16 protein-coding genes and 1 pseudogene are annotated in these 20,436 nt (G+C 48.6%); 6 read left to right on the plus strand and 11 right to left on the minus strand.

From position 1 onward, the window contains the following. Positions 1-39: 39 nt before the first annotated feature. The 7 genes and pseudogenes from NYE29_RS18820 to NYE29_RS18850 all read right to left on the minus strand — a co-directional run bounded on the left by NYE29_RS18820 (position 40) and on the right by NYE29_RS18850 (position 9,922). Positions 40-2,496, minus strand: a complete 2,457-nt coding sequence (locus NYE29_RS18820) for an MMPL family transporter (RefSeq protein WP_340897040.1) — start codon at positions 2,494-2,496, stop codon at positions 40-42. A gap of 28 nt (positions 2,497-2,524) precedes the next feature. Next, a complete protein-coding gene (locus NYE29_RS18825) occupies positions 2,525-3,142 on the minus strand; it encodes a TetR/AcrR family transcriptional regulator (protein ID WP_340897041.1) in 618 nt (205 codons plus the stop codon). Positions 3,143-3,430: 288 nt separating this feature from the next. Beyond that, positions 3,431-4,543 (minus strand): GerAB/ArcD/ProY family transporter, encoded by a 1,113-nt coding sequence (locus NYE29_RS18830; RefSeq protein ID WP_340897042.1) that lies wholly within the window; start codon positions 4,541-4,543, stop codon positions 3,431-3,433. A 30-nt stretch (positions 4,544-4,573) separates the two neighbouring features. Then, positions 4,574-5,743 carry a Ger(x)C family spore germination protein gene (locus NYE29_RS18835; protein WP_340897043.1) on the minus strand — a complete coding sequence of 390 codons (1,170 nt, stop codon included), beginning with the start codon at positions 5,741-5,743 and terminating at the stop codon, positions 4,574-4,576. 17 nt (positions 5,744-5,760) lie between these two features. Beyond that, entirely contained in the window at positions 5,761-7,269 is a 1,509-nt protein-coding gene (locus NYE29_RS18840; protein WP_340897044.1) for a spore germination protein, read from the minus strand. Positions 7,270-7,545: 276 nt separating this feature from the next. Continuing rightward, positions 7,546-9,252: pseudogene (locus NYE29_RS18845) on the minus strand (GMC family oxidoreductase N-terminal domain-containing protein). Positions 9,253-9,256: 4 nt separating this feature from the next. Further along, positions 9,257-9,922, minus strand: a complete 666-nt coding sequence (locus tag NYE29_RS18850) for a hypothetical protein (RefSeq protein ID WP_340897045.1) — start codon at positions 9,920-9,922, stop codon at positions 9,257-9,259. A gap of 259 nt (positions 9,923-10,181) precedes the next feature. Between NYE29_RS18850 and NYE29_RS18855 the strand changes: the two genes are divergently transcribed. Together NYE29_RS18855 and NYE29_RS18860 are read left to right on the plus strand one after the other, a co-directional pair. Further along, on the plus strand, positions 10,182-12,170 hold the full coding sequence (locus NYE29_RS18855; RefSeq protein WP_076109900.1) for a Na+/H+ antiporter: 1,989 nt from the start codon (positions 10,182-10,184) through the stop codon (positions 12,168-12,170). A 148-nt stretch (positions 12,171-12,318) separates the two neighbouring features. Further along, positions 12,319-12,924, plus strand: a complete 606-nt coding sequence (locus NYE29_RS18860) for a DUF1349 domain-containing protein (RefSeq protein ID WP_076109899.1) — start codon at positions 12,319-12,321, stop codon at positions 12,922-12,924. A gap of 88 nt (positions 12,925-13,012) precedes the next feature. Here the strand turns inward: NYE29_RS18860 and NYE29_RS18865 are convergent, their stop codons facing one another. The 3 genes from NYE29_RS18865 to NYE29_RS18875 are packed head-to-tail and all read right to left on the minus strand — an operon-like array spanning position 13,013 to position 15,853. After that, positions 13,013-13,684: a LutC/YkgG family protein gene (locus NYE29_RS18865; protein WP_076109898.1), complete on the minus strand. Its 672-nt coding sequence runs from the start codon at positions 13,682-13,684 to the stop codon at positions 13,013-13,015. Beyond that, entirely contained in the window at positions 13,681-15,108 is a 1,428-nt protein-coding gene (locus NYE29_RS18870) for a LutB/LldF family L-lactate oxidation iron-sulfur protein (protein ID WP_076109897.1), read from the minus strand. Before NYE29_RS18870 ends, NYE29_RS18865 begins: the two co-directional genes overlap by 4 nt. Continuing rightward, the gene (locus NYE29_RS18875; protein WP_340897046.1) at positions 15,089-15,853 is read right to left on the minus strand and encodes a (Fe-S)-binding protein; all 765 of its coding nucleotides are present in this window, start codon (positions 15,851-15,853) and stop codon (positions 15,089-15,091) included. Before NYE29_RS18875 ends, NYE29_RS18870 begins: the two co-directional genes overlap by 20 nt. A gap of 167 nt (positions 15,854-16,020) precedes the next feature. Here NYE29_RS18875 and aldA point away from each other — a divergent pair, with 167 nt between their 5' ends. Continuing rightward, positions 16,021-17,466: an aldehyde dehydrogenase gene (gene aldA / locus NYE29_RS18880; protein WP_256718064.1), complete on the plus strand. Its 1,446-nt coding sequence runs from the start codon at positions 16,021-16,023 to the stop codon at positions 17,464-17,466. A gap of 149 nt (positions 17,467-17,615) precedes the next feature. Further along, positions 17,616-18,038 (plus strand): HIT family protein, encoded by a 423-nt coding sequence (locus NYE29_RS18885; RefSeq protein ID WP_076109895.1) that lies wholly within the window; start codon positions 17,616-17,618, stop codon positions 18,036-18,038. Positions 18,039-18,101: 63 nt separating this feature from the next. Here the strand turns inward: NYE29_RS18885 and NYE29_RS18890 are convergent, their stop codons facing one another. After that, positions 18,102-18,926 (minus strand): Rpn family recombination-promoting nuclease/putative transposase, encoded by an 825-nt coding sequence (locus NYE29_RS18890; protein WP_076109894.1) that lies wholly within the window; start codon positions 18,924-18,926, stop codon positions 18,102-18,104. Between the two features lie 325 nt (positions 18,927-19,251). Between NYE29_RS18890 and NYE29_RS18895 the strand changes: the two genes are divergently transcribed. Both NYE29_RS18895 and NYE29_RS18900 read left to right on the plus strand, forming a co-directional pair. Then, positions 19,252-19,725, plus strand: a complete 474-nt coding sequence (locus NYE29_RS18895; RefSeq protein ID WP_076109893.1) for a MerR family transcriptional regulator — start codon at positions 19,252-19,254, stop codon at positions 19,723-19,725. Further along, positions 19,709-20,155: a hypothetical protein gene (locus tag NYE29_RS18900; RefSeq protein ID WP_179091706.1), complete on the plus strand. Its 447-nt coding sequence runs from the start codon at positions 19,709-19,711 to the stop codon at positions 20,153-20,155. Before NYE29_RS18895 ends, NYE29_RS18900 begins: the two co-directional genes overlap by 17 nt. Positions 20,156-20,436 lie beyond the last annotated feature (281 nt).

Here is a 20,436-nt window from a genome sequence, read left to right on the forward strand (position 1 = left end):
TTAAGGATTTGGGAGGACGGTCTAACAGCCGTCCTCTTCTTATTTCTTCTCTCCACCCTCGGCATGGAGCTTAGCGATCAGCTTATCGCCCTCGACATCGAGGTTCGGAAGCAGACGGTCCAGCCATTTTGGAAGCCACCAGGCTTTGTCTCCAAAGACTGCCATTACGGCCGGAACGAGCGTCATACGGATGATGAAGGCATCGATCAGGATACCGAAGGCCAGTGCGAAGCCGATCTGCTTAATCATCGCGTCAGGTGCGAAGATAAAGCCGGCGAAGACGGAAACCATGATTATGCCCGCTGCAAGCACTACGCGGCTGGCGAGATCATAGCCGTGAACGACGCTGTCGTTGCCACGGCGTCCGTGGACGTAAGCCTCGCGCATGGAGCTGACCAGGAACACCTGATAGTCCATCGCCAGCCCGTACAGGATGCCGGTGACCAGAATCGGCATGAAGCTGAGCAGCGGACCTCCTGTGTCAAAACCGAACAGGGAGTGCAGCCATCCCCACTGGTACACGGCTGTGGTAAGGCCAAAGGTGGCTAGGACGCTGAGAATAAAGCCAACTGTCGCTTTGATCGGAACGATGACTGATCTGAAAACGAGCAGCAGGATGATTAGCGACAGAATTACGATGATGCCAATATATATTGGGAAAGCATCGGAAAGCTTGGAGGACATATCAATATTAATGGCGGTAAAGCCAGTCACGCCAAGCTTAACATCATTCCCGGATGCGAGGCCGGAAGCAGGATCGCGCAGATCCTGCACCAGATCTCTTGTCGCTGCATCTGTCGGGCCGGTTTTTGGAATTAGACTGATAATGGCGATATCTCCGGTCGCATTGACACCCATTGGGGACACCAGCGTGACGTTATCATGCATTTGCAGCTCCTGAACCAGCTTGCCCAGTGTCTGCATAGAAATCTTGCCGGACGGGTTGTTCGGCTGGGCCACCAGCAGCAGCGGTCCGTTGAAGCCTTCACCGAAGCCCTTGGAGATAATGTCATAGCTCTGGCGTGCCGGGGTGTCCAGGTTCGCCGAAGCACCGGACGGAATACCCAGCTCCATTTTTGTTACCGGGATCGCCGCTGTTCCAAGACCCAGAACGACCAGAATAATGATGATCCAGCGGTATTTCACGGTAGCGTTCGCCCAGCGGTGTGAGAACCCTTGGCGGGCTTTGTTAACGGAAGCAACGTTCTTGGAGCGGGCTTTAGCGGTGCAGATCCGTTCACCGACCAGACCCAGCAGCGCAGGCAGCAGGGTCAGCGCCAGCAGGACGTTGATCAGAACGCTGACAGCGGCCACCAGAGCCATGGTCGACAGGAAGCCAATGCCGATGACCAGCATTCCGCATAGGGCAATGATAACGGTCAGTCCGGCGAAAAATACGGCGCTGCCGGCGGTACCTAATGCCCGGCTTGCTGCTTCGCCGGCGCTTAATTTCTCATCGAGAATCAACCGTCGCTGCCGGTTGACGATGAACAGCGAGTAGTCGATGCCGACAGCCAGACCGATCATAACGGCCAGAATCGGCGTGATGTCGTTCATCTGGATGATACTTGAGAGGGCAAACGCTCCGCCGACGCTGATCCCGACGCCAAGGAGTGCGGTGATCAGCGGCAACCCTGCGGCAACGACCGAGCCAAGCGTAATAAACAGCACAATCGCTGCAACGACAACGCCTACCGCTTCCGTCGATCCGATGGACGGAATACTCTTCAGCGAATCGCTCGGAATGGCTGTGATGCCAGAGCCTGCCTGCTCGACTTTGGTCACAGTGTTGATGATGTTATCCGGTACGGAAGATGGCAGTGACGACTGCTGAACGGTAAATTGAAACTGGAACAAGGCGATGCTGCCGTCGGCGGATAACATGACGCCGGGAACCGGGACACCGTCAGCCAACAGCGGTCCGTAAGGAGCTGCCTGAGCTGCATCCGCCGCTTGACCCGCTGCGGCCGAAGGATCTGCAGTGGCAGATTGACCACCGGCAGCGGCTTGTCCCGCAGCATCAGTCTGACCCGCTGCGGCCGAAGGGTCAGCAGTGGCAGATTGTGCACCGGCAGCGGTTTGTCCCGCAGCATCAGTCTGACCTGCTGCGGCCGAAGGGTCTGCTCCTGTAGCTTGTCCCGCAGCAGCGGCGGCTTGCGCGGCCAGGTCGGCCGGGTTGATGATATAGTCCATGCTGTAGACATCATTGATAGCCTTCAGAATCAGCGCTGTCCGCTCCGGCGTGTCCAGCCGTTCTCCGTCAGGTGCGGTGAAGGCAACGCTCGCTTGGCCGCCGGCAGCAGCAGGAAGCTCTTCAGCCAGCATATCCAGCACTTTTTGCGATTCCGTGCCTTCAATTTTCATTTCGGAGCTGGACTGGATGCCATTGACGCCTAGCAGGGCGCCTACAACACCGAGAATAAGAATCCAGGCTGTAAGGAAATACCATGGTTTGGAATAAGCCGATTTTCCCAATCGGTACAGAAATGTTGACATGAAATGGTTTCTCCTTTTTATCTCTGGTTTAGAAGCCGTTGCGTAAATAAGCAAACATGGAATTCAAATATTGATCAAACGACATAGCACCGGAGTGTTCATCCTGTGCTTCTCCCGGCAGCATTACGTTGAGCCGTCCGTCCAGAATCGGCACGAACGCTCCATAGACAGCACCTGCAAGAAGATGGGTATATCCGTCGGCGTAACGTCCGTGAGAGAACTGCTCGAGCGTCTGCTGTGCAGCGATCTGCAAACGGCGGAATACGCTGAGGATATAAGGCTCCAGCGACGGATACTGATTCGCAAGTGATACGAACTGGCGTAATTGATACAGAAACTCGGAAGTAAACTGCAGCTTGAGCAAGTTGTACAAGGCATCCAGCGGTGTTGCATCCGGAGGCAAGCCTGTTAACAGTATGTTCTTGTCCTCTTTTGAAATGTTGCCCATAAAATACTCTGCTACCGCCTCCTCTTTGCACGAGAAGTAATTGGCAAAGGTCCGCCGGGAGTAGCCGGCCTTCTGGACAACATCATCGACAATGAAGCCGTCCATACCCAGTTCCAGCGCAAGCTCGAAGGCGGATTGGGCTAAGGCAAAGGCCGTGGCTTCCTTCTTTTTATCGCGCAGTGTCGGCTTGGGGTTCAAGTTCCATGCGACCTCCTTTCTTGAGTGCAGAGGATGCTCTGCTCTCTATTTGCTACTTCTATATTATTGCCCAATGAGCAAAAATGCACAATGGGCAATTTTCGCCGCCGGGTTCTCTCGTGAATGACCAGAGCATTTATGTAACAGGCAATGATTATGCTGACGGCAGCAATTACGGATTAAGTGACAACATGATTAGCATGGATAGCTCAATTCTATCAAAACTGGGTATGCATGAGATTGACAGGAGGGATGGTTGCATTAGGGTGATTGAAGTCAAATGCAGAATCATTTACCCTCCAGAGAGGGAGTGCCCTTCACCTTCCGCCATAATCCAACAAGTAATAAAAGCATTGGGAGGCCCAGCATGTTCACAGGCAACGCAACAGGCACCCAGTAGCGCTGCATATAATTCGTTGTGGCCTCCGTTACATTTTGCGGAATCAGCGCAAAGGCGAACATTACCGGAGCAATGAACCAAATCATCAGCTTCCAGTTGCGTACCTTCAGAAATTGGGCGGTTCCATAGCTTACTAAGAAGAGATAGACGGCCAGCTTAATGAATACACTTGAAATCCAGATCACGACAGGAACCGCGTCGAAGTTATCTACGAAACCAAACAACGATATTTTTTGAGTCATCGCGAAAAACGGATACCACATGTTAGGACTAACATTGACACCAAGGATGACAATGATCATTATGGTGGTGATAAGTACCATGAAGTTCGCAACCAATACCGCCCAGACCGCATAACGCCCCTCCTTACGGGGCTGCCGCAGAAATGAAGCAAACATAAGGTACTCGACAGAATGGCCAAGATAAGAAGCAGGGGCCAGTGAACCGCGCATAATCTCCTTTATTCCGCTATCCGCATAGACAGGAAGGATATGCTTCCAGTGAATATTGTTACCATTGGCGAGCAGAACAAGCAGGACCATGATCATAATGATCGGTCCCAGGAATTCGCTGCAGCGGGCAATCCCTTCGATCCCTCCCGCATAGGTCGCATAAGTAATTAACAGGACCATCAGCAGAATAATTGATTCTTTAGGCGTTTCCGGAAGCAGCATTATATTAACAAGGTCGGTAAACTGGCGAAGTACAATCGGGAGAATCGTATACCACTGAACAAGATAGATCATAATTACCAGTTTGCCTATCCATGTTCCGAGAATCAATTCACTGTATTCAATCAGACTTTTACCAGGGAACAGCCGGGCGACTTGTGTTACCAGTACGGCAATAAGCAATGCGATGCAGCCTGCCAAGACAATCGAAATCCATGCATCCTGCTTGGCAGCCTGCAGGCTTGGTGTAATCGTCATGACCAGTGTCATGCCGAGGTTCATACTGAAGATGAGCCAGAATACCTGCATGCCTGAGATTTTCAGATTCATTGTGAGCATCCTCTTCATTTTTTGGATTTGCTATTTTCTCAAATAAGCACGGCCTTGCGTTTTTCCTATTTGTTCAATTTGGATGTCAACCTCTATGGTCACTGGCATTCCGGGGAAGATGTCATTCCAGGAGTCCCGTATTTTTTTCCAGTAATAAGGATGTTCGATATGGATTTCCTCACTAATACCAAAGATATCCGACTTCATCTCTTTTTGAACATGTGTCAGCATGCGCTCGATCCTGGTGTGCAATTGCTCGGAGAATTGTTTTTCTACAATTTTTCTATCCCGGGCACTGTTCAAATCAAGCCTCGAATTGTTAGAGACCACCCGGACTAAAGTGCGGAATGAAACTTTGGCCTCGGGGTGCTCATTTTTTATCAACGTCTTAATCTTTACTCTGCTCTTCGAAGACTTGACACTGATGGTTCCTTTGTAATCCTTGTCTTCCGGCTCAGCTTGAATGGTAAATCCCAGGCGATAGGGGTCTCCTATCCACCAGCGCAGCAGCTGAAGTTCATCGGGGGGAATAAATCCGCTCAATTTATTGCCAAGGTAGACTGCAGCCCTGTCGATTGCAATTGATTCTTTATCGGTACCTTTATGGACGACCCGGATTGCTGCAGTTACCGGCGATGTTCCAGGCGATGATAAGTCCTCCAGAAATTTATCGAACTTCACGGAGAAGCTGAGCCTGCTGCTTTGTATTTTGCTGATTGCGAGTGCCGGAATAAGCTCCATTTGATAGGGTGAGCTTAAAATTTCTTTGGCTGTTGCTCCATAAGTTGTTAATACGTAGCTGTTGTAACGGGTCTCGGGGAATCGTGTAAACAGATCCTCAATTTGGTTGAGGCCATGCCGTGCGCAGTTCTCGCCAATTAAGAATATCTCCCGGTGCCCAAAATAACTGTATCTGGACATTTGCTCTTGTATTCGGCCAACGGCTTCTTGAATATCATTTCCCTTAGCCGAGATGACTACTACCTTTTTCTGGGGTCCCCCTGATTTCACAGCACTCGGTATTCCCGTTGGCAGCGCAATTTGATAAGATAACTCAATCAGTCCGTTATCTGTAAGGTCGATCCCACTGCCCATAATCAATGCGAGATCATCCATTTCTTTGCGGTCCCAGCAGCCGGTCGTCATACTGAGAATGATCAGGATAACCACACATCTAAATGTAATTGCCACTTTGTTCATGTTCTATCCCACTCCAATTAACGCCTTGTATGTTTATGGCGTTTCCTCATGATTTGCCACGGGGCCCTCAACAATGTATCACCCAGTCCGTTGAAATTTACAGGTGCAAGAGGAGTCATATAAGGCACACCGAAGGAACGCAAATTTACCAGGTGCACCAGCACAGCGAGTAAGCCGATACCCAGTCCATAAAGGCCGAATGTTGCAGCGAGCAGCATGAGTGGAAAGCGGATAATGCTGATCGCCTGGCTCATTCCCGGATTAGGTATCAGAAAAGAAGAGATTCCTGTTATGGATACGACAATAATGATCGTGGCCGAAATGATGCCTGCCTGAACTGCAGCCTGTCCTATAACAAGCGCACCTACAATGCTGATTGTCTGGCCTACAGGACGGGGAAGGCGAATTCCTGCCTCGCGCAAGGCCTCGAACGTGATTTCCATGATCAGCGCCTCCACGATTGCCGGGAAAGGAACAACCTCACGGGCAGCTGCAAGACTTAAAGTTAAACTTGTCGGAATCATCTCTTGGTGGAACGTAGTAACTGCAATAAATATGGAAGGTAGGGTCATGGCAAAAAAGGCGAACAAATATCTCAGCCAGCGCAGCATCGTGGCATACATGAATTTCATATAATAGTCCTCTGCGGACTGAAACCCGAACCAGAAGGTAACGGGCAGGATAAGGACCATTGGTGAGCCGTCGGTGAGAACGGCAACCTTGCCTTCAATCAAAGAACCTGAAGCCATATCAGGACGCTGGGTCGCCTGGATGACAGGGAAGGGCGAATAAGGATGGTCGCAGATCAATTCCTCGATATAGCCGGATTCGAGCACGCTGTCCATGTCAATTCCCGCTATACGCCTTTTCACTTCCTCTACCACACTCTTCTTGGCAATATCCTCAATGTAGACAATGCTAATATCAGTACGGGAGAGACTACCGGCACTAAGCTTTTCCGTCTTCAGCCGGGGGGTGCGGAGCCGATGACGAATAAGGGCAAGATTAATATCCATTTTCTCGATGAATCCGTACCTTGGTCCGCGGATAACCGCTTCCGTTGAGGGTTCATCCAGCGGCCGGTTCAGTTTATCTTTGAGTGCAAAGGCAAATGCCTGAGGGGAGGATTCAACGAACAGGATCGTCTCCCCGCTGACAATACGTCCAGCGGTTTCATTCATAGTCAAGACAACCGCGGGCTGCACAATGGAAGAAAATCTAAATTCAAGCTGCTCCTTGAGCTGAGAGGAACTGTCGATTGGAGGTGTCTCCTGTTGCATCAAAGGCTCCAGGAAGCCGTCGTCCCAAAGCTGCTTGTCGATTAGAACATCAAGATAAACCACCATGGCGGGCATGGATCCGAACATAAGGAGCCTCCGCACGACAAGGTCGGAGCAATTCGCAAATACTTGAGTAATGGCCGTTTCATTGTCGTCCAGCCGCTCAGAGATGTTTAAGTCAATTTCAGGCTCAAGCGCCTTCAGTTTTTGTGAAAAAGGATTCGTTGCCTTTTTTTTCAGTTTCATCTGCCTGTCCCCCTTTTCAGATAACATTCTCCATCTATTACCGGATTATCCAATTACATAAGAAAAAGGCTATCCGCAAGGTTAGTTCAGACCTTGTGAGATAGCCGGTTCTACTTGGGTATATTTTCCCTGCCGCTGTACATACTTCATCCAGAACAACAGGATGGTTGCGGAAAGGGTGTGAAGGAGAATGAAGGTTCTTGGAAAGGCTATGGCCTTCTTGTTGATTATTGCCTTATCGGGAGCATTGCTGTATTATTCCACCGCAATGGGGGATTAGCTAAAATATTTTGTTACGATCTTCTCCGCTGTCCGTGTGGCCAGCGCCTGGGTCGTAAGTGTCGGATTAGGCCCGCCGATCCCGTTGAAGTGCACACTGTTATCTGCAATGAATAAGCGTTTCACTTGCAGCGCTTCACAGTTCGTATCGGTGACATAGCCCATCCGCATCGTACTTTCCAGATGGAGCATAAATCCGAAAGGGGTATCTGAACGGATAATCTGTTTGGCACCGGCCTGCCGCAAGGTTTCCGAAGCGTATCTTGCCAGTTGATCGCGCCTCTTGAGTGTCTTCACGCTGGGGGTGTAATAAATGATCGGGACCGGGCCATGTTCGTCTTTCAGCAGAGGGTCAACCTCAACCCTGTTGCGGTAGAGCGTTTCATCATCCGTCAGCAGCAGCATGGTCATCGTCCGGCTATAGTTCATCATCAATTCCTTCAGCCGAGGACCGACGACCCTGCCGCGAATATTCCATGGCGCACCAGGCTCCGGCGGGTTCAGTGCGTCAAATCCCGCTTCACTGAAGCCATAAGTCAGGAAGGACATTATTCCGGGACTTAGGCATGAAACCTGGAAGATCCCTGTTCCGGGAATGTCGACCCTGGCTCCCGAAGTATGACCCACATACGGATAGACTGCCGGCAGACCCATAATACTCATAAGATCCTTCTCATCAAACACGCCGCCAACCCAATCAAATCAATGATTGGTCAAGCCTCTTCCCACCCATTCGTTACGGGGGAGATCCGAATTCAGCCACAGACGCGGTGATTCGATGCAGCCGGCTGCCATAATGACTATTCTGGCTGTCAGTTCGCCGATTTCTCCCGTCCACGTATCCCGGAACTGAACACCGCTCGCGCGGATTCCTTCTTTGGGGTCGTGCGACGTAAGAATTTTGATGACGAAGGAATTGGGCCGGATCGCAACATTGCCGGTTTTCAGAGCGAGCGGGACATAACTGACCAGCGTACTTCGTTTGGCTATTCTGTCAACAGAAGGGCCCGACGCGCATCCATTGACGCAATTCCCTCTCAGTGTACATCCTTCCATATTGGATAATTGATCGAGTGAATACCCGGTATCCATCAGATGCTCGTTGGGCGGCAAAATGGCATTGGGATTCGGCCGGTATCCCGGAGTGGTTACGTTCAGCGTAGGATTCAGCTGCCAACCAGCTTTCTTTGCACCATAATAAAAAAGCTCTTCTTTAGGTGTTGTAGGCGAAAATTGAACGGGCAGCGTGGCTTCGGCTTTCTCGTAATAAGGAATCAGCTCCCGGTAGCTGAGCGGCCAGACCTGATCAACGGCCAGAGGAAAAGCCCGCGGCGACTGTCCCCAGTAATGCTGCGTCGTTCCGCCGACTCCGGAAGCCTGCCAAATATCGCCCTTCTGCCGCATAATACGGTGCCATGGGGTACGGCGCCGGTCAGCAGGCCCAAAGCGGAATACACCGGATACTACATCATTCATATTGTTCTCATACGCATTGAAGACCTTCTTGTAAATCCCGATATCCAAATCCTTATAATCAGCGCTCCATTCTCCGCCGTGTTCACTGTTCGGATTCACCCATTGCTTGTTGCCGTACCATGCCCCTGCTTCCAGTACGAGCACTTTCAGCCCGGCTTCTCCAAGCTCTTTAGCCGCAACGGCACCTCCGCCGCCGGACCCGATAACAATTACATCAGCATCGAACATGGTCTCAGCTGCACACAATGGATGATCCCCCTCCTTGTCGCTCAATGGTCAACACAGTACCAAGCAGGGCTCGATAACCAGGGACAATTCCCGGGTACTCCGCTTGTATCCAACCCACCGGAAACCCTTCCAGTCTCCGCTTCGTCGGAACACTGAGCCGGGTCTTTCCATATGCCGGCCATTCCGAGTAGTTCCCAAACATGGTCTGTCTGTTGAGGAAATCTATGATATACCGTATAAGACCTGCATCATTCCGGAAGGGGGGCGGTACAGCTCCAAGATCGAGGTCCGCATGCTCCAGCATGGCTAGCACCCGAATCCGGTCTGCAGGGCGAAGGGAGGCGAATGGACTTCCCGCCCAAACGGAATAATCAATAACATCCTGCATCTGTCCGGAGGCGACGAATTGAACGGCTCCGCAATTGAGCAACCCGGCGACAGGAGAGGATAGCGGTACAACTGTCAAATAAAAACCTTGCACAAGCGAAAGAGAGTGGTCCAGCTCCCAGATCATATACTCGTGAACACATAAATTAACAGCACCTGCAGTTTGCACGTCCCCGCATGCATAGCCTGTCGCAGTATTTGGGATTATTGCTTCAACAAGAGCGCGAAATGTGGTGCAGGTATGGGGAGAGACGGTTTCGGCGTAGGTTGCAGCCGGATGCATGACAAATCCCCCTTTGCAATAACGGCTTTTGCTGGTCTCCAGCTTCCCGTATATAGATACCTATTCCTCAGATTTCACTTTAGACGCTGTTCAGCAGCAAGAATCTGAAATCTTAAAGAGTTGAATAAATGGAGCAGGCTGTATTAATGAAGTTGCCGGTGATGCCCGATAAAAATACCTAAGTGCCAAGATGATTTACATTCAGTTTAAACATTTATCTTACATTAAAATGAATTCTCAGATATGGAGGTAAGATCTTTTGGAATTGTTTGAATATATTTTGCTGATGCTGGCGGCAGTCTCTTTATCCAACTTAGTGAACCGGTTTATCCCTTCGGTCTCCGTGCCTATTATTCAAATCGTGCTGGGGATGGTGATCACTTGGCTGCCCGTGCACTATGAACTGAAACTAAATCCGGAGCTGTTCTTGTTGCTGTTCATTGCCCCGCTGCTGTTCAATGACGGCAGGCATGCCGACAAAAAAGCACTTTGGAAGCTGAAGAAGCCCATTCTTTTGCTGGCGCTGGGTCTGGTCTTTGTAACGGTAGGGGTCATGGGATATTTTCTTAATTGGCTGCTTCCGGTCATCCCGCTGGCGGCATCCTTTGCACTGGCGGCTGCATTAGCGCCTACCGATGCCGTGGCCGTGGGCGCATTGGAGCAGAAAGTCAAAATCCCCCACCGGACGATGCAAATCCTTGAGGGAGAATCTTTAATAAATGACGCATCGGGTCTGGTCTCCTTTCAGTTTGCTGTGGCCGCTATGGTCACTGGGGTGTTCTCCTTCAAATCCGCCGGGCTCAGCTTCATTTCTATTTCACTAGGCGGTGTGCTGCTGGGTCTTCTGCTCACGCTAGTGAAATATGGAGTGGTGAAATGGCTGCGGAGACTGGGAATGGAGAATGTCACACTTCACATGCTGATTGAGATTCTGACTCCCTTTTTGATCTTTATGGCGGCCGAGGAACTGGGGGTTAACGGCATCCTTGCCGTCGTCGCTGCAGGTATTGCCCATTCTTTCGGTTACAAGAAAATGAATCCCGAAGTAGCCAAGCTTAGCATTGTCTCCAAAAGCACCTGGTCGGTCATTATTTTTGTATTGAACGGGCTGGTCTTCCTGCTGCTTGGCACCCAGCTTCCGGAGATTATTCAGACGATTTGGAACAGTCCGGAAATAGGGAACTTTAAAGTGATTATGTACACGCTGCTATTGACTGCGGCTGTACTCGGGCTGCGCCTTATCTGGGCGCTTCTGATGGATATTCCCGAAGGGACCGAACCGCGCGGCCCATGGCAGCTTAGGTTCAAAAAGGCGCTTATCCTTAGTCTGTCAGGAGTCCGGGGAACGATCACACTGGCGAGTACGTTGTCGCTGCCGTTTTTTCTAGATGATGGCACAGCATTTCCGGCCAGAGATCTGATCATTTTCCTGGCGGCCGGAGTTATATTGTGGACCCTGCTGGCCTCCAACTATCTGCTGCCGCTTTTATTGGGGAAAGAAACGAAAACAGAGCAGGAAGAGGAGGAGATTCAGGCAAAAATTGAGATTCTGAGGAATGTTGTTAGCGGATTAAACGACCTGACCACGGACCAGAACCGGCTGGCTACTGCCCAGATCATCAATACGTATACCTCCAGAATCCGAATGCTCAGGAAAGATGAGAAGAAGGATAAGGTACAGCAGTCCTTGGGCCTGGCTGTTCTGCAATGGGAAAGAGAGAACACGCTGCTTGCGCTGGAGAAAAAAGAAGTGAATCCATATACAGCGTACCGTTATCTGAACAGAATTAACCGGTTGCTGTTTATGCACACACGGAATCCCCAGTATAAAAGAGAGCTGTTTCCCGTTAAGCATTGGGATGAGGTGGTCGGGGTGCTGCAGCAAGCCCGGTTAAGCATCCGCGAAAGACGCGCCGAATTGAACAGCCTCAGAATTCAAAATATTGCTTATGTTATTAAGCAGCTAAAGACTCTGCTTACAGAAGGAGCGCCGGATATGGAGGCAGTCAACTCGGTAGTTCTGCAATATGAACGGATGCTGCTGCGCCTGACAAGAAGCGAATCGGACACCGGCACCCGAAAAGAGTTCGACGTGTCGATGCTGGAGCTGGCCCGGGTCGGAATTCAGCTGGAGAGAGATCACATCCAATCCATGTTCGAGACAGGGCGTCTCTCCAGACAGGGCATGAAAGAAATGAAACGCGATATCCTCTTCATGGAGCATGATCTGCGAGAAGAGACGAGTTAAGGAGGGCGGTCTTGCCGCAGAAGGCGCTCATATCCATAAGGGTGCTTGACCGTTGAAATAGGATAACTTATGCTTTCTTAGAGTACCAGCGTCCCCCCAAAAGATACTGCTTACAATGGTATGAAAAACAATCAAAGGAGAATTTCGAATGGAACAATCAATCTTTGATGATTTTGAGTGGATCAACCAAAGCAAGGCGAGCTATGTAGACGACAAACTGATTATTGAAGCACCGGCTGAAACGGATTTCTTCTGTAATAATGGTGCCATTTCGGAAACAGGAATTACCCCGGAAAGCCTCTTAAATGCCCCCTTTTACTACAAAGAGGTAACCGGAGATTTTGTGATGCGGGTTCAGGTTTCGCATGATTTCAAGGATACTTATGATTCGGCGACGATTATGGTGATGCAGGATTTTCAAGTATGGGCCAAAGCCTGCTTTGAAAAGACAGACTTTGATACCCATGCTGTAGTTAGCGTTGTAACCAATCATACTTCAGACGACGCCAACGGCTGCAATATTAACGGAAATATTGTATGGCTGCAGGTTGCTAGAGTAGATAATGCATTCTCTTTCCACTATTCGCTGGATGGGATCAAGTTCGACATGATGCGGTTCTTCACTTTACCGGTGGATCAGACCCTTAAGGTTGGTCTTGTAGCGCAGGCACCGATAGGCCAAGGCGGGGAACGGATTTTTCATAATTTTTCATTGATTAATAGAACGGTAAAAAATATCCGGTTTGGCGAATAAACTTCAACCAGTTACATAGAGAATCATATGGAAGTAATACGTTGGCCGCTCTGCATAGAGCGGCCTCTTTTTGTATTAATCATAGAAGCTAAATTAGTACATAGGTTGCTCTCAAGGGCCCATGAACCCCGACAACGAGCTGCATTTCAATATCGGCCGAATTCGAAGGACCGGAGATGAAGTTGATGGATGACCCCATAGGCTCACCTGCTTGAACTCGCCGGTTTAGATCGGCTGCGGCCTGAGTGGAGCGAAGCACAAGCCTCTTTTTTTCAATAATCGCAATATAATGGGCAGGGAGAAAGTGGAGCGAGCGGCCTTGATCCGGGCGGCTTTCTACGACAATCGTTCCTGACTCGGCTAGTGCGTAGTCGGCGAAGACAATCGCGGTATTGGCCGATTCGGAGCGGAGAATATTCTTCTCTCTTCCTGCCGCTTCCTCCCAGACGTAAGAATCCGGGAAATTTAACCTATAATCGGTAAACCGGGTATCTCCGGAAGTGATTACAGCGCCTCCGCCATTCGCTTGAATCAGATCATCCAATGTTCTCTGCAAAATCTCGGGATTCGACTCAATCAACTGGGTGTGGATAAAAAAGCACTGCTCTTTAAGAATCTCTATCAGCTCATCGGTTGTTAAATCGCCATAGCTGTCTGGGATCCACTCTTTCAGGTCGGGCCGCTGAACATCATGTACACGTTCTCGCCCCAGCTTGAAGGCGATTGTGTTTAGAAAAGACTCCTTGCCCGATACCGTCATTGGCCAGCCCCTCCTTTACGTTTGTCAAACCACGCCCGGAAGCTGTCTTGCTGCTTGACCGGTTGACTAAGATCACGAGCGTTGATCCAGCCGCGGACTAGGCCCGGTCCTCTAACAATTCGTCCATGTCTGCTGATCAACCGGCTGGCCGGGTTCGCAAACCGCAATGCTTTGCCGAACAAAGCTTGGGAAGACAGCAGACGGCTTGCCGCCTTCATCTGAAGTCTATCTCCTGCATCGGTTCTGTTTTGTTCCACAATTTTCTGACGGTGCAAGATAAGCTGCTCGTGAAGCGGGATTTTAACCGGACAGACATCCGTACAGGCTGCACACAGGCTGGAGGCAAAAGGAAGCTCTTTGTAGTCATCGTATCCGCCCAGCAGCGGGGTGATTACTGCGCCAATCGGACCCGGATAAATGGACCCGTAAGCATGCCCGCCAATATGGCGGTAGATCGGGCAGACGTTAAGACAGGCACCGCAGCGGATGCACTGCAGGGCTTCGTTGAATTCGCTGCCTAGAATCTCGGAACGGCCGTTGTCCACTACGACTAAATGGAACTCTTCCGGACCATCCGTTTCCGCGGCTGCCGAGGGACCTATTACAGTAATATAGCTGGTCAATTTTTGCCCCACAGCACTTCGGCAGAGCAGATTATCCAAAACCTCCATCTCCTCAAGCGTCGGGACGATTCGTTCCATCCCCATCACAGCGATATGTGTTTTTGGTATGGCGGCTGTAAGATCACCGTTGCCTTCATTAGTCACCAGATTAATGGCTCCGAGGTTAGCGATGGCAAAGTTGCAGCCCGTAATCCCGACATCCGCTTCCAGGAACTTTTGCCGCAGCACCGTCCGGGCAAAACGGGCGAGGTTCTCAGGGCTTTCATCGCCTGTATATCCAAGCTTCTCAGTGAATACTTTATGGATTTGCGTCCGGTCTTTATGCAGCGCAGGGGCCACAATATGTGAAGGCGGGTCCCAATCATCCATTTGAAGGATGTATTCCCCAAGATCGGTCTCGATCAGCTCGCAGCCTGCTTCCATCAGGACATGATTCAGCTCAATTTCCTCGGTGACCATTGATTTGGATTTGACGATTTTTTTAGCCTTTTTTTGTACGATGATGTCCCGGATATAACTGCTTGCTTCCTCTTTGGTTTTTGCAAAATAGATGTGCCCGCCCTTTTTCTCAATGTTATCTGCCAGCTGCTCTAAGTAATAATCCAGATGTTTCAGCGTATGCTGGCGGATTTGCTGGCCGATGGTACGCCACTGCTCCCAATCCCCAAGAGAGGCCGCGGCGGAAAGGCGCCTGGTCTTCAGGCTGTCCTGGGCTGAGCTTACGGCGCTTCTCATGAAGGGATTACCAAGGCCATCTGTAGTCCGTTCGCTGAAATCCCGTTTATCCGTTTGCAGGCTCATGTCTGGCTCCCTCCTTGGCAACAGCAGTATTGTGATGGTTCAGCGCTTCTGCAATATGCATTATTTTCACAGGTTCGCCCTTGCGGGATAGGCGGCCGCCGATGTTAAGCAGGCATCCCATATCTGCGCTGATCAGAATGTCCGCTCCGGTTTCAACGACACAACCGCTTTTTTCATCGACCATTTGCTCGGAGATCTCAGGCATTTTCACGGAAAAGGTTCCACCAAAGCCGCAGCAATTATCACTGTTTTTGAGCGGCTCCAGTTGGAGTCCCTGTACCTGTTCAAGCAATTGGATGGGGGTTTCCTTTTCTCCCAGCAGTCTTGTCATATGGCAGGAACGGTGGTAGGTGGCGGTGCCTTCAAGCCTTGCGCCAACATCGGTAATACCAAGCACCCTTACGATGAATTGTGTGAACTCATATGATTTCTCTTTTAAAGCAATCGCTTTCAATTCCCAGTGTGGATCTCCTTTGAAAATTTTCGGATATTCATGAAACATAGCGATACAGGAGCCGGATGGACCCACGACATAATCGGAGCTTTCGAAGGCAAGCATCATGTTTTTCATCGCACGCTTGGAATCTTCAAGATAACCGCTGTTATAAGTAGGTTGACCGCAGCACACCTGGGAAGCCGGAAAGTCGGTTTCACAGCCGAGCCTTTCGAGAACTTGGACCATAGCAATTCCGACATTCGGGGTCATTAGGTCTACTAAACAAGTCGAAAAAATACTGACTTTCATTTCGATCCCTCCCAATGCAACCTTGATAAGAATAGCTTAACTCAATAAGTCAATGAAAAACAACACAAAAACAAATAAAAAATGTGAATGTTGTTGACATAAAATAATGATAACGTTTACACTAAGAAAGGATCGAATGGAATAATCTACCTTGAGGGGGAGAGTCAGTGGAAAAGCATTTGATGTATATCAACGGCCAGTTTACGGAATCAGAAGGCAACGAGTGGATGAATGTAACCAATCCATCAACAGATGAAGTCATTTCACAGGTTCCCAAAGCTACAAGGAATGATGTGGTGCGTGCCATTAACGCAGCGGAAGAAGCCCAGTCAGCCTGGGAGGAAACACCTGCGGTTGAAAGAGGAAAGTACCTTCATGCCATTGCCGATGGGATTCGGGCAGAGGTTGATATCCTTGCCAGACTGATCTCCGAAGAAGTAGGTAAGACCTTGGAATTGTCCACGGTAGAGGTTAACTTTACAGCAGACTATATGGATTATATGGCAGAATGGGCACGACGTTATGAAGGGGAAATTGTTCAGAGTGATCGTGATAATGAGAATATTTTTGTGTTTAAACGGGCGATTGGGGTCACCACAGGCATTCTGCCATGGAACTTCCCGTTCTTTCTGATCGCCAGAAAAATGGCACCGGCGCTGATCACCGGAAATACGATTGTAGTCAAGCCTAGTGCTGAATCTCCGAACAATGCGGTAGCTTTTAGCAAAATTGTTGACAAAGCTGGTCTTCCTAAGGGCGTGTTCAACCTGGTTACCGGTAAAGGCGGAGAGGTCGGCAATGAATTGGCCAGTAACCCTAAAGTCGGCATGGTCAGTCTAACAGGCAGTGTGCCGGCAGGACAACAGGTGATGAAGGCGGCTGCTGAAAATATCATCAAGGTCAGTCTGGAGCTTGGCGGCAAGGCGCCTGCCATTGTCATGGATGACGCCGATCTGGATTTGGCTATTAAGGCAATTGTGGATTCCCGGGTGATCAATACAGGGCAGGTCTGCAACTGTGCGGAGCGGGTCTATGTGCATGAGAAGATCAAGGACGAATTCACCACCCGTCTGGTTGAGGCGATGAAGGCGGTGAAGTACGGCGATCCGCTGAAAGACAAGGATATTCATATGGGGCCGTTGATTAACAAGGCGGCACAGGAATCCGTGCAGCAAAAGGTAAACCGTGCAGTACAAGAGGGCGCCAAGATCGCCTGCGGCGGTAAAAAGGTAGAGGGAGCAGGCAGCTTTTTTGAGCCGACGGTCATTACCGGTGCCACCAATGATATGGAAATCGTACAAGAGGAGATCTTCGGACCGGTTATTCCGATCATTTCTTTTGCTAACCTGGATGAAGCGATTGCGCTCGCTAATGACAGTGAGTTTGGACTGACCTCTTCCCTGTATACCCGGAATCTGAACGTTGCGATGAAAGTCATCAAGCGTCTCAAATACGGGGAAACCTATATTAACCGCGAGAACTTTGAAGCAATGCAAGGCTTCCATGCAGGCTGGAGAAAATCCGGCATCGGCGGCGCGGACGGCAAACATGGTTTGAACGAATATCTCCAGACCCATGTAGTTTATTTGCAGTATGATAAATCCGTCAACTAAATTAGTGGAAAATGAATCATGCACTTATCCGATACGGTCCGAAAGGGCCGTATTTTAGTGTGTAGGGGTGTAACTCTTTTAATTGTAGACAGCAATTTTTTGGAGCAGGATAGAGCTGTACATAATCACAGGGAGAAAGGATGTAGGACATGGAAAAGAATAAGGACTGCATGTATTGTATGGAGGATGAAAGAAGGGACAACCTTATGATTGAGGTGGCTCAGCTGGAGGTTTCGACCGTGTTTCTGTTCAAAGAGCAGACGTATAAAGGCAGATGTAATGTGGTTTATAAAGATCACGTAAAAGAGTTATTTCAGCTTACAGCAGAAGAATTATCGGCATTCATGAGGGATGTGCAAAAAGTGGCAGCGGCTATGGATCAGGCTTTTGGGCCAGATAAATTGAATTACGGGGCTTACGGAGACAAGCTGCATCACCTGCACATGCACATCGTCCCTAAATATGCAGATCAAAAGGATTGGGGCTCCACCTTCCAAATGAACCCGGGCGATACTTATTTAACTGACGAAGAATATATTGAAATGATTGCTCAGATTAAAAAGCATTTATAAGCTGGAAAATCCCTGATAACTCTAAGAGTTATCGGGGATTTTCTCATTGGATTGGCGGTGCCATCAATGCATGGGTTTAAGCTTTTTTATGTCATCTTCAGGTAATCCGGTTGCTTTGGCTATAGATGAAAGATCCATTCCCATCCGCAGGAGGTTTTTAGCAACCTCAAGCTTGGTTTCTTCTTTGGCTCCTTCAATCATGGAAGCTTCGTCATGTAAGTGTTTTTGTCGCATCTCATACAAGCGTCGTGCTTCCGCATCCTGACTTAAATATTCCAAGGCAGTCATAGCTTTTTCTAATCCGGGTTCATTCAACTTTAACACCTCCCAAGAGTCTGTGTTCTCGCTCTTTAGAAAAAGCAACCAATTCAATAAACCGCCTTCATTTGGAATCATCTGTTCATTGAGCTTTGATAACTCCATAAAATGAATTTCTATATCATCTGTAAGTGTTATGCCGCAATGATCTTCCCGCAAATGAAAAACATTATGGTAGCGATTATTGGGTAGAACAGAGAAGTTGAGAATGTTTATAGTTACGCATTTTTTGAGTAGCTTATAGGTTTTACCCTCTTCAAGTTGCCCAGAGTATTGTTTACTCCAGTAATACAACGTGCGTTTCTCATTATCGTATTTGTTAAAAAGCTGCATTTCAACGTTAATAAGATTCCCTTCAATGGTTTTTGCCTGAATATCGAAGATAGACTGTTTGTCTCTGGGGGAGTCTTTATCCGTGAAGGGGTTCATTAATATAATCTCGGTAAGGGGTGTTTCTCCAGCCTCCATAAAAGCGCGATTAAGAAAAGCCAGCAAAATGTCTTTATTTTCTTCGCTCCCAAAAATACGTTTAAATACGAAATCATTTTTAGGATCAAGTAAGTCATTCAAACGAATCAACTCCAATCCGTCTTTGTAAAGATTATATCACGAAATATATTACTGCTGCATATAGTCAACGTTTGATGTGCAGTAGGAGATGTTCTGACTTATAGACATTGACGTGACAGGAATGCACAAAAGAAAGCTATTCCTAAATTTTGAATGGTGTCAAATAAAGACTATTAAAAATAGAGAACAATCTGATTCGTCCGAAACAAAGTAAATCATTGAGTGAAAGGAGAAGGATAGTTGTAAGGATTGTTTGAATACCGTGTGAAAAAAAATAGTGAAATCGTATTGACATTGGAGTTTACTCCAATGTTATTGTGAATGTATGGAAAAACAATATTCTATAAAAGAGGTTTCACGGATACTTGGTATTCCGAAGGATACGCTTCGGTACTATGACCGTATTGGAATCGTATCGCCTTCCCGGGAACACAATTCTTACCGTAGGTATTCGAAGGACGACCTCGTCGATTTGATGAATATTCAAATCATGCAGTATGCGGACTTTTCTCTAGAAGAAATCAAGGGGAAGTTTCAGTTCCACAGAATGCAGAGTGTAGATCCTGCTTATTACCAGGAGGTCGCTGAATTCCTTGATGCCAAAAAAGCAGAAACGCGCAAGAAAATTGCACATCTTGAAAAGGTCAGTCAGTTGCTCGACGTAGCAGTTGAAACGCTAAGGGACTTTAATCGTGAAAGTGACCAGCGGCTGGCAGTGTTCGTTCAGGAGATTTACCGGGATCTTCACAAGAAGGATCCTGGAATAATTAAGGAGGATTGTGATGGACATCAAAATTAAGAATTATTATTATCTGATTGATGGTGTTCTTGCGATACTGTTTGCCGTTACGCACGCTTGGAACGGGCAATCCGTTGTACTGCCGACGCTCTTTGTAAATGATATAGCCATGGATACACGGATAATATTTAGGTATGTCTGGCACATTATCACCGCAGAGAATCTGATCTTCGGTATTGTATTCATTATCCTGTCATTTCAAAGCGAGCGTTCGAAGATCCGGTCAGCTGCCTGGACGATCGCCTTACTTCTGCTCGTTCGTCTGATGGTCATTCTCGGCGTAACGGCATTTTATGATGTTTCGGCACTTACTGATACGTTAATCGATTCGATTGCCATCCTAATCTATGTCGCTTTCATCATATTGGGCATAAGAATGAAGGGAAAAGAGTTCGGAGGTCAATCGCCACAAACCAGTAGGAAGGTATGAAGAACTAAACTGCGTTTCACTGCCAGTGATTTGCAATACGCTAATGGGAAACGATAGTTGAAAAAAGCCAACTCGGCAGCCGTCCAAAAGGAACGGCTGCTTTTGATTGAACTAACGGGAGGATAGTTGAACAAGATATGTGGAGGTTTTATGTCGCATTAGTCGTATAAAGCGCATCAGGAAGGGAGGGTTAACCACCCTCTCCCCAATAAAACTTACTTTTTCTTACGCTTACTCAGGAACCCAATCCAACAACTAATAGCCGCGAGGAACGCAAGAAT

The organism is Paenibacillus sp. FSL M7-1046 (genome assembly GCF_038007405.1).
Taxonomy (GTDB): Bacteria; Bacillota; Bacilli; order Paenibacillales; family Paenibacillaceae; genus Paenibacillus_AQ.

What these genes read in the sequence shown, in the direction of transcription:
- NYE29_RS18900 (WP_179091706.1), top strand. Translation starts at nt 19,709, where the DNA reads ATGGACATCAAAATTAAGAATTATTATTATCTGATTGATGGTGTTCTT.
- NYE29_RS18820 (WP_340897040.1), bottom strand. Translation starts at nt 2,496, where the DNA reads ATGTCAACATTTCTGTACCGATTGGGAAAATCGGCTTATTCCAAACCA.
- NYE29_RS18840 (WP_340897044.1), bottom strand. Translation starts at nt 7,269, where the DNA reads ATGAAACTGAAAAAAAAGGCAACGAATCCTTTTTCACAAAAACTGAAG.
- NYE29_RS18895 (WP_076109893.1), top strand. Translation starts at nt 19,252, where the DNA reads ATGGAAAAACAATATTCTATAAAAGAGGTTTCACGGATACTTGGTATT.
- NYE29_RS18865 (WP_076109898.1), bottom strand. Translation starts at nt 13,684, where the DNA reads ATGACGGTATCGGGCAAGGAGTCTTTTCTAAACACAATCGCCTTCAAG.
- NYE29_RS18860 (WP_076109899.1), top strand. Translation starts at nt 12,319, where the DNA reads ATGGAACAATCAATCTTTGATGATTTTGAGTGGATCAACCAAAGCAAG.
- NYE29_RS18830 (WP_340897042.1), bottom strand. Translation starts at nt 4,543, where the DNA reads ATGAATCTGAAAATCTCAGGCATGCAGGTATTCTGGCTCATCTTCAGT.
- NYE29_RS18870 (WP_076109897.1), bottom strand. Translation starts at nt 15,108, where the DNA reads ATGAGCCTGCAAACGGATAAACGGGATTTCAGCGAACGGACTACAGAT.
- NYE29_RS18850 (WP_340897045.1), bottom strand. Translation starts at nt 9,922, where the DNA reads ATGCATCCGGCTGCAACCTACGCCGAAACCGTCTCTCCCCATACCTGC.
- NYE29_RS18835 (WP_340897043.1), bottom strand. Translation starts at nt 5,743, where the DNA reads ATGAACAAAGTGGCAATTACATTTAGATGTGTGGTTATCCTGATCATT.
- NYE29_RS18875 (WP_340897046.1), bottom strand. Translation starts at nt 15,853, where the DNA reads ATGAAAGTCAGTATTTTTTCGACTTGTTTAGTAGACCTAATGACCCCG.
- NYE29_RS18885 (WP_076109895.1), top strand. Translation starts at nt 17,616, where the DNA reads ATGGAAAAGAATAAGGACTGCATGTATTGTATGGAGGATGAAAGAAGG.